Source organism: Pantoea sp. CTOTU46764, assembly GCF_031974595.1.
In the GTDB taxonomy this organism is placed as follows: Bacteria; Pseudomonadota; Gammaproteobacteria; order Enterobacterales; family Enterobacteriaceae; genus Pantoea; species Pantoea trifolii.
Map to the genome: position 1 here is coordinate 1 of NZ_DALYOQ010000034.1, position 13887 is coordinate 13887.

Genomic DNA, 13887 nt, shown 5'->3' on the forward strand with positions numbered 1-13887 from the left:
CCGACCTTGGCAAGGTCGTGCTCTACCAACTGAGCTATTCCCGCATAATCTTCGTATTTTAGTCTGCTACTGCGTTGGCTGCCTTCGCTCACCCAGGTCACTTACTGATGTAAGCTCCCAGGGATTCGTTCAGTTGCCGCCTTGTTGCAAACGAAAATACTCGATTCTGCATCTTCGTATTTTTGTCACAACAATCACGCTAACGACTAAATCCGTGATTTGGATGGTTTACTACAAACTCTGGAGCGGGAAACGAGACTCGAACTCGCGACCCCGACCTTGGCAAGGTCGTGCTCTACCAACTGAGCTATTCCCGCATAATCTTTGCCTGTTTATTTGCTGCTGCGTTGGCTGCCTACACTCGCACAGGTCACTTACTGATGTAAGCTCGCTATGACTCGTTCAGTTGCCGCCTTGCATCAAACAAACATGCTCGATTCTGAACTTCGTTTTACTTCTCCGTTCCGAATTCCGAATCAAATTCTTCACCGGTACGGGGTGCGCATTATACGAGAAATCCTTTCAGTCGCAAGAGTCTAAAAGCAAAATTTTGCGCTTTCCGCGCGTTCGCTGCTTTTATCGACAACCTGATGATTTCCTGCGCACCCACTGGCGATTAAAGCTGCAGGAAGTGTTCGCGATAGTACGCCAGCTCGGCGACGGACTCGCGAATGTCATCCAGTGCCTGATGGCTACCGGACTTTTTGAAGCCTGGCAAAATATCGGGTTTCCAGCGACGCGCCAGCTCTTTCAGCGTGCTGACGTCAAGATAGCGATAGTGGAAATAGGCTTCCAATTCAGGCATGTACTTAAACAGGAAGCGACGATCCTGACCAATACTGTTGCCGCAAATCGGCGAGGTATTCGCCGGCACCCACTGCTTCAGGAACTCGATGGTGGCCAATTCTGCTGCACGGTCGTCATGCTCGCTGGCTTTAACACGCGCCACCAATCCGCTATTGGTGTGCGTGCGCACGTTCCAGTCATCCATCAACGCCAGCTGCTCGTCAGATTGATGCACCGCGAACACCGGACCTTCTGCCAGGATGTTCAGGTTGGCATCGGTCACGATGGTGGCGATCTCAATAATGCGATCGCGCTCCGGATCTAATCCGGTCATTTCGAGGTCGATCCAAATCAGGTTGTTTTCATTTCCAGCTGTCATGCGTTTCCCGCTTGTTGCCAAAGTCGTCATTAAACTCGTTTCAGGTGTATCATAGACGTTTTGCCCAGCAGGGCGAAGCCTGGCGAAAGCCGTGAGAGGATGCGTGAGTAAAAACAAACTGTCGAAAGGTCAACAACGTCGCGTAAGCGCCAACCATCAGCGTCGTCTGCAGCAACGGAGCGATAAGCCGGAGCCGGATGATAGCCTGTTTGGGGAAGCGGCTGATGGCGTGGTGATCAGCCGTTTCGGCATGCACGCAGACGTGGAAGATAGCGAAGGCGTTGTGCATCGCTGTAACATCCGCCGCACCATTCGCTCGCTGGTCACCGGCGATCGCGTTTTGTGGCGCGTCGCGATTGGCGGCGGTAAAGGGATCGTCGAAGCGGTACATGACCGCAAAACGGTACTAACGCGCCCAGACTTCTATGACGGCGTGAAACCGATTGCCGCCAACATCGATCAGATCATTATTGTTTCGGCGATCCTGCCGGAACTGTCGCTCAACATTATCGATCGCTATCTGGTCGCCAGCGAAACGCTCGGCGTGGAACCGCTACTGGTGCTCAACAAAACCGATCTTTTGGATACCGAAGGCCGCGCGTTTGTTGATGAGCAGATGGAGATCTATCGCAATATTGGTTATCGCGTATTGATGGTTTCCAGCCACGCCAAAGATGGTTTGGTTGAACTGGAAAGTGCCTTAACCGGCCGCGTCAGCATCTTTGCCGGTCAATCGGGCGTAGGCAAATCGAGCCTGTTGAATAACCTGCTTGGCCTGGATGTGGCGGCGGAAATTCTGACTAACGATGTGTCGAACGTCTCCGGTTTGGGTCAGCACACCACCACCGCCTCGCGCCTTTATCACTTTCCGGCGGGCGGCGATGTGATCGATTCACCTGGCGTGCGAGAGTTTGGTTTATGGCATCTTGAGCCGGAACAAGTGACGCGCGGATTTGTCGAATTCCGTGAATTCCTGGGCAGTTGCCGTTTCCGCGACTGTAAGCACGATACCGATCCGGGCTGCGCCATCCGCGAAGCGGTAGAAGAAGGCAAGATCGACATCTCGCGCTTCGATAACTACCACCGAATTCTGGAAAGTATGGCGCAGGTAAAGACGCGTAAAAACTTTTCCTCCGACGCGGATTAAGCAGTACAACGGCACATTCGCCAACGCGCTGGGGCGCTGCTACAATCCGCCCCCCTTTTTGTTAACGATACGTAATTAAGCCAGGAGGCAACGGTGTTTGATCGTTTTAAACTCGGCCTGAATCATATTTTGCCCAAAAAAGGGCTCACCGAACTCGCCGGTTGGGGCGCCAGCCGTCGTGGTGGCTGGCTCACTAAAGCGGTCATCGACATATTTGTCTGGTACTACAAAGTGGATATGGCAGAAGCCAGCAAGCCACATACCGGCAGCTACCGCACCTTCAATGATTTCTTCGTGCGTCCGTTAAAAGAGGGCGCGCGTCCTGTCGATCCTGACGCCTCTTTACTGGCGCTGCCCGCCGATGGCGCGATCAGCCAGCTGGGCCGCATTGCCGGCGATCAGATCTTCCAGGCTAAAGGCCACACTTACAGCCTGCAGGCGCTGCTGGCCGGTAACGACGATCTGGCGGATCAGTTCCATGACGGCGAGTTCGTTACCACTTACCTCGCCCCGCGCGATTATCACCGCGTACACATGCCGTGTAATGGTGTCCTGCGCGAAATGATCTATGTGCCTGGCGATCTCTACTCGGTCAATCCGCTGACCGCGCGTAACATCCCAAATCTGTTTGCGCGCAACGAGCGCGTGATCTGCGTATTCGATACCGATCATGGCCCGATGGTGCAGATCCTTGTCGGTGCCACCATTGTCGGCAGCATCGAAACTGTGTGGGCGGGCACCATCACGCCACCGCGCGAAGGTGTAATCAAACGCTGGCGCTATCCGTCTGCCGATCATGACGGTGCGGTGGTGCTGCTGAAAGGCCAGGAAATGGGTCGCTTCAAGTTGGGTTCAACGGTGATCAACCTGTTCGCGCCGAATCGCGTGAAGCTGGCGGAAAGCCTTGAAGCCGAAAGCAAAACCCGTCTCGGTCAGCCGCTGGCCATCGCCCTGCCTCAGCCTGGCGACAGCGTCTCACTTAGCAAATAACCCGGAACCTCTCCCGTGCGTGTTCTCCTCTCCCTGCTGCTGAGCCTTGTGCTCAGCAGTTCTGCATTTGCAGCCACCGTTCCGCAATCCAGCCAGCTTAAGCAGGAACTGGATGCGGCTAAATCCGCAAAAAGCTCCCCCGCGCAAACCGAACAGGTACAGGCGCTGGAAGCGGCGATCAACTTCCTCAACGAGCGCGATGAGTCGCTGGCACGCGCGAAGCAGTATCAGCAGGTGATTGATGATTTCCCGCGCCTGGCGCGTGAATTACGTCAGCAGATCGCCACGCTGACGGACAGCAGCAAGGCGGTGCGCAGTAATATGAGCAGCGCCGAGCTGGATCAGGAGCTGTTGCAGGTCAGCAGCCAGCTGCTGGAGGAAGGCCGTCAGGCACAGCAGGAGCAGGATCGCGCGCGCGAAATTAGCGATTCACTGTCGCAGCTGCCACAGCAACAAACCGACGCACGCCGGGCGATGACCGAAAGCGATCGCCGCGCGCAGAGTTCCTCGACAGCCACCACGCCGCTGGCGCAGGCACAGGTATACGCACGTCAGGCGGAAAATGCTGCCAACAAAGCGCGCGTGGACGAGTTAGAGCTGGCACAGCTATCAGCGAATAACCGTCAGGAACTGGCACGTATGCGCGCCGAAGTACATCAGCGCAAAGCCACCCAGCTGGATAACTATCTGCAGGCGCTGCGCAATCAACTCAACAACCAGCGCCAACGTGAAGCTGAACTGGCGCTGGAGCGTACCGAGCAGCTGGCCGAAAACAGCGGCGATCTGCCGAGCTCGATCAGCGATCAGTTCCGCGTTAACCGCGAACTCTCCGCTGACCTCAACCAACAAGCGCAGCGCATGGATTTAGTTGCCTCGCAGCAGCGTCTCGCCACCAATCAGACTTTGCAGGTGCGTCAGGCGCTGAGCACGCTGCGTGAGCAGTCGCAATGGCTGGGCGCGTCCAATCTGTTGGGTGAAGCCCTGCGCGCGCAGGTCGCGCGTCTGCCCGAGATGCCGAAATCTCAGCAGATCGACAGCGAAATGGGCCAGCTGCGCGTGCAGCGTCTGCATTATGAAGATCTGCTCGAGCGCCAGCAGGATCTGCGTAAAGCCAAGCAGGATGATGGCACGCCGTTCAGCAGCGATCAGGTGCGCATCCTCGAAGCGCAACTCAAAACCCAGCGCGAACTGCTGAATTCATTGATTTCCGGTTGCGATACGCTGATTCTGGAAATCACCAAGCTCAAAGTTTCCAATACGCAGCTGCAGGATGCCTTAGCCGAAGTTAAAGATGCGACGCATCGCTATCTGTTCTGGACCGCCGACGTCAACACCATCGGCCTGAATTTCCCGGTCGAGATGGCGCAGGACCTTAAGCGTCTGCTGTCGCTGGATACGGCGGGTCAGCTCGGTAAAGCGCTGGCGATGATGTTTACCAATCGCGAAACCGTGTTGCCGATTATTGGTGCGGTACTGCTGGTAGGCTTCAGCATCAGTTCGCGTCGTCATTACAACGCCTTTATGGAGCGCTCCGCCAGCCGCGTCGGCAAAGTCACGCAGGACCGCTTTAGCCTGACGCTGCGCACGGTATTTTGGTCGATTCTGGTGGCGGTGCCGCTGCCGGTGCTGTGGGCCGCGCTCGGTTACGGTTTACAGCATGCCTGGCCTTATCCGTTCGCCGTGGCGATTGGCGATGGCATCACCGCCACGCTGCCGCTGCTGTGGGCCTTTATGATCAGCGCCGCCTTTGCGCGCCCCGATGGCTTGTTTGTGGTGCACTTCCGCTGGCCGCAAGCGCGCGTGGCGCGTGCGATGCGCTATTACTCGCTGTCGGTTGGGCTGATTGTGCCGCTGATCATGCTGCTGATCGCCTTTGCAAACCTCGACGATCCGCAATTCTCCGGCACGCTGGGTCGCGTATGCTTCATCCTGATTTGTGGCGCGCTGAGCATCGTTACCGTTAGCCTGAAACGCGCCGGTATTCCGCTCTATCTGGATAAAGAGGGCAACGGCGATAACTTTGTAAACCGCATTTTGTGGAACCTGATGATCGCCCTGCCGCTGGTTGCTGCCCTCGCCTCCTGCATCGGTTATCTCGCCACCGCGCAGGCGTTGCTGGCGCGTCTGGAAACCTCGGTGGGTATCTGGTTCTTCCTGTTGGTGGTGTATCACATTATCCGCCGCTGGATGCTGATTCAGCGCCGCCGCATCGCCTTTGACCGTGCACGTCAGCGTCGTGCCGATATGCTGGCCAACCGCGCGCGCAGTGAAGAAGAGAAAGAGCAATCGATGCCGGCGAATGCCGACACCATCGAAATCGATGAGCCAAGCATTGATCTCGATGAGATCAGCGCGCAGTCGCTGCGTCTGGTACGTTCAATCCTGACGCTGATCGCGCTGGTTTCGGTGATTGTGCTGTGGTCAGAAATTCACTCGGCGTTTAGTTTCCTCGATAACATTCCGCTGTGGAATGCCAGCACCACCATTCAGGGCGTTGATAGCGTGCAGGCGATTACGCTGGGTGCGGTGCTGATTGCGATTCTGGTGCTGATTATCACCACGCAGCTGGTGCGCAATATGCCCGCGCTGCTGGAGCTGGCGCTGTTACAGCATCTCAGCCTGGCACCGGGCACCGGCTACGCCATTGCCACCTTGACCAAGTATGCGTTGATGCTGATTGGCGGCTTGATTGGCTTCTCGATGATGGGCATTGAGTGGTCGAAGCTGCAGTGGCTGGTTGCTGCGTTAGGTCTGGGTTTGGGCTTCGGGATGCAGGAGATTTTCGCCAACTTTATCTCTGGCCTGATTATCCTGTTTGAGAAACCGATCCGTATCGGCGATACCGTAACCATTCGCGATTTGACCGGTAGCATCACCCGTATCAACACGCGCGCCACCACCATCACTGATTGGGATCGCAAAGAGATCATCGTGCCGAACAAAGCCTTCATTACGGAGCAGTTCGTAAACTGGTCGCTATCGGATTCGGTGACGCGTGTAGTGCTGACGATTCCGGCGCCAGCCAGAGTCAACAGTGATGAAGTGACCAACATTCTTAAACAGGCGGCCGATCGCTGCACCTACGTGCTGGATATGCCGGCGCCGGATGTGTTCCTTGTCGATTTGCAGCAAGGTATTCAGCTGTTTGAACTGCGCGTGCATGCGGCGGAGATGGGACATCGCATGCCGCTGCGCCATGAACTGCATCAGCTGATTCTGCGCGGCTTTGAGGAGCACGGCATTGAGATGCCATTCCCGCCGTTCCAGGTACGCATGGAGACGCTAGGAAAACAAAATCCCGCCAGCAACGGCGCGCCCGCCAATAAGACCTTCAAATCTGGCGGCTTATAAAAACAAAACGCCCGGCAATTGCCGGGCGTTTTTTATTGCTGCTCAGAGCCGATCACTTCACAAACTCTTCGCCCTGCGCGATATCTTTCTTCAGCGTTTCCAACATGCCGTTCAGCGCCTGCTGTTCAAAGGCACTCAGCGTACCCAGCGGACGGCGCTCAACAATACCGTTTTTGCCCAGCAGCAGCGGCTGCGAGAAGAAGCGGGCATATTCGCCATCGCCTTCCACATATGCGCACTCCACGACGTTGGCTTCACCTTGCAGGGCGCGAATCAATGACAGGCCAAAACGGGCCGCCGCTTGTCCCATCGACAGCGTTGCCGATCCGCCACCGGCTTTGGCTTCCACCACTTCGGTGCCCGCGTTCTGAATACGTTTGGTGAGATCCGCCACTTCCTGCTCGCTGAAGCTCACGCCTTTTACCTGCGACAGCAGCGGCAGAATGGTTACGCCTGAATGCCCGCCAACCACCGGCACTTCAATCTCGTTAGGCTGCTTGCCTTTCAGCGCCGCGACAAAGGTATTAGCGCGGATGATATCGAGGGTGGAAACACCAAACAGGCGATTCTTGTCATACACGCCAGCTTTCTTCAGCACTTCGGCCGCAATCGCCACGGTGGTGTTGACTGGATTGGTGATCACGCCAATCAGCGCTTTCGGCGCCGTGCTGGCAACCTGTTCAATCAGGTTACGCACGATACCGGCGTTAACGTTAAACAGGTCGGCGCGATCCATGCCCGGCTTACGTGCCACACCTGCAGAGATCAGCACCACATCGGCACCATGCAGCGCAGGCGTCGCATCTTCACCGCTAAACCCTTCCACGGTGACTGCCGTTGGGATGTGACTGAGATCGACCGCCACACCCGGCGTTACCGGGGCGATATCGTAAAGTGAGAGAGCTGAGCCTGCGGGTAATTGCGTTTTGAGCAGCAGTGCGAGCGCCTGGCCTATGCCGCCAGCGGCACCGAGAACGGCAACTTTCATCCTGAACTCCTTATTAAGGTGGGGCAGAGATATGCCGAAAATCCATCAGGTTACGAGTTTAATCAACTTCTCAGGCGATAGCGACTAAACCTGTCGCGCACTTAACACTACGCCGCAATCGGCTCCCGAGACATCTCCACTTCAGAAGTCGCCTGAATGATTCATTCGCAGCCAGAAGACAATGGACGGCAATGATCATCGATATTGTTGTTACCACCTCAATAATATAACAACTTTGCAACCTTCGCTTTGCGCGCCCACCCGCGATTTTGGTGCGACATCATATTCTGTTATTATGCCCGCCCCGCAGGTCATTACCGCGATTCTCTCATCAGACTTATTGCATAAAAATTCATCTAAATGCATAATAATTTATCTGCCGTGGGCCTGTTGCCCTCTGCAACCCTCTTTTAATTGGTAGCTTATGCGAAACCCATCGAAACAAGACGACTTGATTAAGGCGTTTAAAGCCTTATTGAAGGAAGAGAAATTCAGCTCCCAGGGCGAAATCGTGCAGGCGCTGCAGGAAGACGGCTTCGAGAATATCAATCAGTCCAAAGTTTCTCGCATGCTGACCAAGTTCGGCGCGGTGCGTACGCGTAACGCCAAGATGGAAATGGTTTACTGCCTGCCAGCTGAACTCGGCGTACCCACCACCACCAGCCCGCTGAAGAATCTGGTGCTGGATATCGATTACAACGATGCGTTAGTGGTGATTCACACCAGCCCGGGCGCTGCGCAGCTGATTGCGCGTCTGCTGGATTCGCTGGGTAAAGCGGAAGGGATTCTCGGCACCATCGCCGGTGATGACACCATCTTTATTACCCCTGCGCGCACCTTCTCAGTCAAACAGCTGTACGACGCGATTCTGGTTTTATTCGAACAAGAGCTATAAAACCCTGCTGCATACCGGCAGATCCTCTGCCGGTTATCTTGCCCTTCCCGCTTCATCCGTAACCAACCTGTTACAAACCCCTTGGTAAATAATAAGTTATCCATATGCTTAGCGGTTCTTTTCAGGCTAACAGATTGGTACGACCTTTGCGCCTGCTTAACCTTATGCGCTATTTTACACTGCTTTACACATCGTGCTCAGTGCTATTCCCTTCCCTCTGCGTATCAGCCAGCGAGATCAACCATGATCTTTCGCACTAAAAGATAATTTGATGTAGATCATTGTTTTTACGGCTAAATAACCATCAATGGTTAAGATCCAGGCGTTTTTTATAACTTCAGGTTCTAAAAAAGTGCCATAAGGATAAAGAATTACAACCAAACATTATTAGCTCGGTATTAATTTCCTGGGTGATTAGATCTATACTTGTTTTCGTGATGCAAATCACACGAAAGAAAAAGATAAAAATAGACGACGAGGAAAAATATCATGAACGTTAAAACTACTATCGCGACTTTGAGTGTTCTCTCTGCCCTGTCATTTGGTGCTTTTGCAGCAGATTCTATTAACGCCGAACAGGCAGCGAATCTGCAACCCGCAGGCACCATTAGCGTCAGCGGCGTGGGCGGTTCTCCAATGGATATCCGTCAGCAGTTAAACGATAAAGCCGATCAGCAAGGTGCGAAAGCTTACCGCGTGATCGAAGCGAATACCGGTGACAGCTACCACGCAACCGCTGAGCTGTATAAATAAGTTACTGACTTAAGACGCAATGTGAACGGCGACCCGTTTGAGACGCTTTTGCCTCTCAGGTTGCCGACCCAATTTCAGGAGAGTGAATCATGAAAACCAAATTAGCTATCGCAGTACTGGGCCTGGCTTCAGTTCTTTCTTTTGGTGCCAGCGCCGCAAGCCTGGTTTCAAACCAACAAGCTGAACAGCTGCAATCCTTGAACCAAACCATCAGCGTGAGCGGTGTTGACGGCGACCAGACTAACGTTCGTCAGGAACTGTCACAGAAAGCTGATGCGCAGGGTGCCAGCCACTACCGCATCATTGAAAGCAATCGTGGTGATACCTTCCACGTCACTGCTGAACTCTACAAATAATCACTAATTGAACGTCCGGCGCCTTGAAGGCGCCAGGCAATAGATCGACGACCCGCCTCCCCCTTTTCTGCCGCAGGTTGTTGATTAAACGAGGAGAAAATTATGAAAATCAAAACAACCATCGCAACTGCAACCCTGCTGTCCCTGTTCGCCTTTGGTGCTTCTGCAGCACAGTTGGTGACTGAACAACAGGCGCAGAATCTGCAACCTACCGGCAGCACTATTTCAATCAGCGGAACCGGCGGTTCGCCAATGGATTTTCGTGCCGAGCTTTCTCAGAAAGCGGATGAGCAAGGTGCCAGCGCTTACAAAGTGATTGAAGCGAAAACCGGCGACAGCTATCACGTGACAGCTGAGCTGTATAAGTAATTCCTCGTCAATTAAGACGAACCCTTTGGCCCCGCTCGCCGGGGCCCTTTTTACTTTATATTGAAGCGGAGCTGGCCTTCCAGCTCCTCTTCTGCTTCATCAAATAGCAGGATCAATGCGCCATACCGGCGTTTCTGCCCTTTCCCCAGATTTACAAACTCAATCTCCAGCGGCAACGGCAGTTGCTCACCCACAATCGCATCCCAAAGATCGTCAAGATCGTTGATGGCGAGATCGGCTAGCGCAAAACGATCGCTAAACTGTCGATAAAAATGGGCTTGATCGACAATCTCGTCGAAATCGAAACGCTCGGTTCTCATCATGACGCCCTCTTAGTTGTCGCGGCTAGCTGAGTCCGCCGAGGTGCAACGCTTTGACTTCCAGATACTCTTCCATCCCCAATACCGAGCCTTCGCGTCCCAGCCCGGATTCTTTCACGCCGCCAAACGGTGCCAGCTCGGTTGATACCGCGCATTCATTAATACCGATCATGCCCGCTTCCAGCGCCGCTGAGACGCGGAACACCCGCTGCAAATTCTGCGTATAGAAGTAAGCCGCCAGGCCATATTCGGTATTATTTGCGCGCTGAATCACCTCGGCTTCATCGTCAAAGCGGAAACAGGCCGCAACCGGACCAAACGTCTCTTCCTGCGCCAGCTTCATCTCTTCATGCGCTTCAGCGATGACCGTCGGTTGCCAGAAATTGCCGCCAAGAGGGTGACGTTCGCCGCCGACCAGCAATTTGCCGCCTTTGCTTAACGCATCTTTGACGTGCTCTTCCACTTTCTCCAGCGCAGACTGCTCAATCAGCGGGCCAACAATCACGCCTTCTTCCACGCCATTACCGACTTTGAGTTTGCCCACCGCATCGGCCAGCTGATTGACGAAGCGATCGTACACCGCGTTATGCACATAGAAGCGGTTGACGCTGACGCACACCTGTCCGGCGTTGCGGAATTTGTTGGCAATCGCGCCCTGCACCGCCGCATCAATATCGGCATCATCAAACACGATATAAGGCGCGTTGCCGCCTAACTCCATCGAGACTTTTTTCATGGTTTCGGCGGCATTACGCATCAGCGTTTTGCCCACCGCGGTGGAACCGGTAAAGGAGATTTTGCGTACTGCTTTGCTGGCCATGATCGCGTCGCTGATGGCATGCGTGTCGCCCGCCACCGCATTGAGCACGCCATCAGGGACGCCGGCTTTCTGCGCCAGCGCCAGCAGCGCGAAGGCACTCAGCGGCGTGTTATTCGCGGGTTTAATAATGCCGGTACAGCCCGCAGCCAACGCGGGACCGAGTTTGCGCGTCAGCATCGCCATCGGGAAATTCCACGGCGTGATCGCTGCGACTACACCAATTGGTTCACGCGTCGCCAGAATGCGCGAGCCCGGTTTAGCTGGCGGGATGATTTCACCGTTGGCGCGTTTCGCCTGCTCGGCAAACCACTGAATAAAGCTGGCGGCGTATTCCACTTCACCTTCGGCTTCTTTGAGCGGTTTACCCTGCTCGGCCGTCATCAACTGACCGAGCCAGCTTTTGTTCTCGATGATCAGCTGATACCAGCGATTGAGGATGTCGGCACGCGCCTTGGCGGTTTTGTCGCGCCAGGCGGGAAATGCACGCTGCGCGGCGGCAATCGCCTGTTCGGTTTCGTGCTGGCCGGCTTTCGCTACGTTGGCGATGACTTCGCCGGTAGCGGGATTGGTCACCTCAAAGGTCGCGCTGGCGTTATGCCACTGACCATCAGCGAAATAGCCGGTCTTGAATAAGTCGTGTTGTTGCAGGGAAGTGGACATCGGTTTTCTCCTGTCAGTTTGCGTCCTGTCAGGAAAGTATAGATGCCAATATCAGAGGTTTTTGTGTCAGCGTGGGATCTAAAAGGCCGCTGCAGGTTGCAGCGGCCAGTTTCAGATTTGTATTAAGGTGTTCTGATACTTATCCAGCATCAGCGCCAAACGTTTCACCGGTTCGGTGACGTTATCAGGTGCCGAATAATGCTGCAGCTTCTCCTGATACACCTCCAGCTCCTGCAACAGCCGCTCGAAGTAATAGCGGCGCTTGTCATCGCTGGTCGCCGAAATAATGCGATCGGCGGTGGAGCGCAGCTGGCGGTGATAAGCCGAGAGATCGGCATTCACCGGCACTTCGGCATTACGCAGGCGTTGATGGCCGATAATCAGCGTCAGCGCGATACGATACTTATCGATATCGCCGGGGAACAGATTAAGCAGCAAGAACAGTTGCTGATACAGCGCCGGCAAGTGGTTCTCACGACGACGCGCCTGATTGGTGGTGAGCGCGGCTACTGCTGCATACATAAAGCGGTTTAGCAGCTTACGTCCGGTACGATCGCGTGATTTATCACGAATCAGCAGAATCACCATCATCGCCACAAAGCAGCCAATCACCTGGCCCAACACGTTATCAAGGAACACGTTGAACTCGAACTTCATCGGGTTATCCAGTACCAGCACGTTGATGGTACCAATCAGCGCGCCCAGCGTACCTAACTGGCGGCGCTGCACGAAGATGCCGCCGATAAAGCCCAGCGCGCCAATGGCGATACACAACAGCAACGCACTTTGCTGGGTCGCGGGTAGAATAAAGATGAAGTAAAGCGCGCCGAGCGGCACCGCAACCGTCATGCCGTAAAGGAAGTCTTTCGCCATCATCAACGGATTCGGCATACGCATCGCCAGCGCGGTAATCACCGCCAGCATCACCATGCAGCCGCTGCCCGATGTCCAGCCGGTATATAACCAGAACAGCGAACCCAGCGCGGTAGCGACAAAGGTACGCACACCATTGATCATTGCGTGATGGGTTTCAGCGGATCGCGCCTGAACCACCACTTCGCGCTGCAGAATGCTCTCTTCCAGCGTGGTGATGCGGCTGTTGCTTTTGATGCCGTTGATCAGCAGCAGATATTCGGTGGCTGCGCCGACCCAACTCGCCAGCGTCACCGGCACGGTTTTGCTGCTTACGCCAATCAAGCGACGCATCACCTTCATGCGTTTATGCACATCGTTGACGTCGTTGACCTCTTTTTCGATCAGCAAACGATAGTGCGGTGGAATGTATTCCGGGCGCGAGTTTTGAATCAGGAAGGTTTCGGCGGCTTGGGTAATCAGCGTCAGCGATAAGGTGTTAAGCATTTGCAGGCGGCGGCTGGAGTTTTTCCAGCGTGACGATTCCATCATCAGTTGGCCGCGCATGCCGTTGAGCGCCGTGGTGCGACGCACTAACGCGCTCCAGGCTTTATCCACTTCGTCTTTATCTTCATGCGCTACGCACAGCTGTAGCAGTTTGTAGTGCGCCACCAGCAGCGCATCCACTTCCTGCTCAATCACTTTTTTGATTGAACGCGGCGAGAACAGCATGTCGGCGAGAATCGCACACAGAATACCGATGACGATTTCACTGCAGCGCTCAACCGCAAACTGCGGAGCCAGCGTTAAGCCACCGCTGGCATCCGCCGTGACCACGATGATCAGCGCGGTGTAACCGGCAAGGCCGAGCGCATAGGAGTTTTCGACTTTGATCAGCGAAGAGAGCCACACGCACATGCCAGCCCACATACAGCACAGCAGCAGCATCACCACCGGCGCACGCACCGTGGCAATCATGATGGTGAGCGCGGCGATACAGCCAATGAAGGTTCCGATGATGCGCAGAATGCCGCGATAGCGCAGTGCGCCAGAATAGGGATCGCCCCCCGCAGCAAAGGCGGTACCACCGGCCACGATGCCGGCGGTCATCACCGCCCAACGCGGCGTTTCCAGATTGAAGTGAAAGCCAATCATCAACGCTGCAACCAGCGCGAAGGTGAGCTTCACCGGGAAACGCAAAAACTCAATCATATCGCCCTC

General features: G+C 54.9%; 12 protein-coding genes and 1 tRNA gene. 7 read left to right on the forward strand and 6 right to left on the reverse strand.

Annotated elements, in window-relative coordinates; all coding sequences use genetic code 11:
- Positions 1-241 precede the first annotated feature (241 nt).
- Positions 242-317 (reverse strand) — tRNA-Gly (locus RTM06_RS12820).
- A 299-nt stretch (positions 318-616) separates the two neighbouring features.
- Positions 617-1165 carry an oligoribonuclease gene (orn, locus tag RTM06_RS12825; RefSeq protein ID WP_008101955.1) on the reverse strand — a complete coding sequence of 183 codons (549 nt, stop codon included), beginning with the start codon at positions 1163-1165 and terminating at the stop codon, positions 617-619.
- 103 nt (positions 1166-1268) lie between these two features.
- Here orn and rsgA point away from each other — a divergent pair, with 103 nt between their 5' ends.
- The 3 genes from rsgA to mscM all read left to right on the forward strand — a co-directional run bounded on the left by rsgA (position 1269) and on the right by mscM (position 6653).
- Positions 1269-2312: a small ribosomal subunit biogenesis GTPase RsgA gene (gene rsgA, locus RTM06_RS12830; protein ID WP_256697594.1), complete on the forward strand. Its 1044-nt coding sequence runs from the start codon at positions 1269-1271 to the stop codon at positions 2310-2312.
- Positions 2313-2405: 93 nt separating this feature from the next.
- Positions 2406-3302: an archaetidylserine decarboxylase gene (gene asd, locus RTM06_RS12835; protein ID WP_256697595.1), complete on the forward strand. Its 897-nt coding sequence runs from the start codon at positions 2406-2408 to the stop codon at positions 3300-3302.
- Between the two features lie 15 nt (positions 3303-3317).
- Entirely contained in the window at positions 3318-6653 is a 3336-nt protein-coding gene (gene mscM, locus RTM06_RS12840) for a miniconductance mechanosensitive channel MscM (RefSeq protein ID WP_312182640.1), read from the forward strand.
- A 52-nt stretch (positions 6654-6705) separates the two neighbouring features.
- Here mscM and mdh read toward each other — a convergent pair whose 3' ends face one another.
- Entirely contained in the window at positions 6706-7641 is a 936-nt protein-coding gene (gene mdh, locus RTM06_RS12845) for a malate dehydrogenase (RefSeq protein ID WP_097095873.1), read from the reverse strand.
- A gap of 424 nt (positions 7642-8065) precedes the next feature.
- On the opposite strand from mdh, the gene argR reads away from it, so the two are divergent.
- From argR to yhcN (RTM06_RS12865), 4 genes are all read left to right on the forward strand, one after another.
- Positions 8066-8536, forward strand: coding sequence for a transcriptional regulator ArgR (gene argR, locus RTM06_RS12850; RefSeq protein WP_008101964.1), 471 nt, complete (start codon positions 8066-8068; stop codon positions 8534-8536).
- Between the two features lie 489 nt (positions 8537-9025).
- The gene (gene yhcN / locus RTM06_RS12855; RefSeq protein WP_256697598.1) at positions 9026-9289 is read left to right on the forward strand and encodes a peroxide/acid stress response protein YhcN; all 264 of its coding nucleotides are present in this window, start codon (positions 9026-9028) and stop codon (positions 9287-9289) included.
- Between the two features lie 89 nt (positions 9290-9378).
- Positions 9379-9645, forward strand: a complete 267-nt coding sequence (locus RTM06_RS12860; protein WP_007891990.1) for a YdgH/BhsA/McbA-like domain containing protein — start codon at positions 9379-9381, stop codon at positions 9643-9645.
- Positions 9646-9747: 102 nt separating this feature from the next.
- Positions 9748-10014: a peroxide/acid stress response protein YhcN gene (yhcN, locus tag RTM06_RS12865; protein ID WP_312182644.1), complete on the forward strand. Its 267-nt coding sequence runs from the start codon at positions 9748-9750 to the stop codon at positions 10012-10014.
- 50 nt (positions 10015-10064) lie between these two features.
- On the opposite strand, the gene RTM06_RS12870 is transcribed toward yhcN (RTM06_RS12865), so the two are convergent.
- The 3 genes from RTM06_RS12870 to aaeB form a co-directional block, all read right to left on the reverse strand.
- Positions 10065-10334: a hypothetical protein gene (locus RTM06_RS12870; protein ID WP_036647722.1), complete on the reverse strand. Its 270-nt coding sequence runs from the start codon at positions 10332-10334 to the stop codon at positions 10065-10067.
- A 25-nt stretch (positions 10335-10359) separates the two neighbouring features.
- A complete protein-coding gene (locus tag RTM06_RS12875; protein WP_312182645.1) occupies positions 10360-11814 on the reverse strand; it encodes an NAD-dependent succinate-semialdehyde dehydrogenase in 1455 nt (484 codons plus the stop codon).
- A 111-nt stretch (positions 11815-11925) separates the two neighbouring features.
- On the reverse strand, positions 11926-13878 hold the full coding sequence (gene aaeB / locus RTM06_RS12880; RefSeq protein WP_256697601.1) for a p-hydroxybenzoic acid efflux pump subunit AaeB: 1953 nt from the start codon (positions 13876-13878) through the stop codon (positions 11926-11928).
- Positions 13879-13887 lie beyond the last annotated feature (9 nt).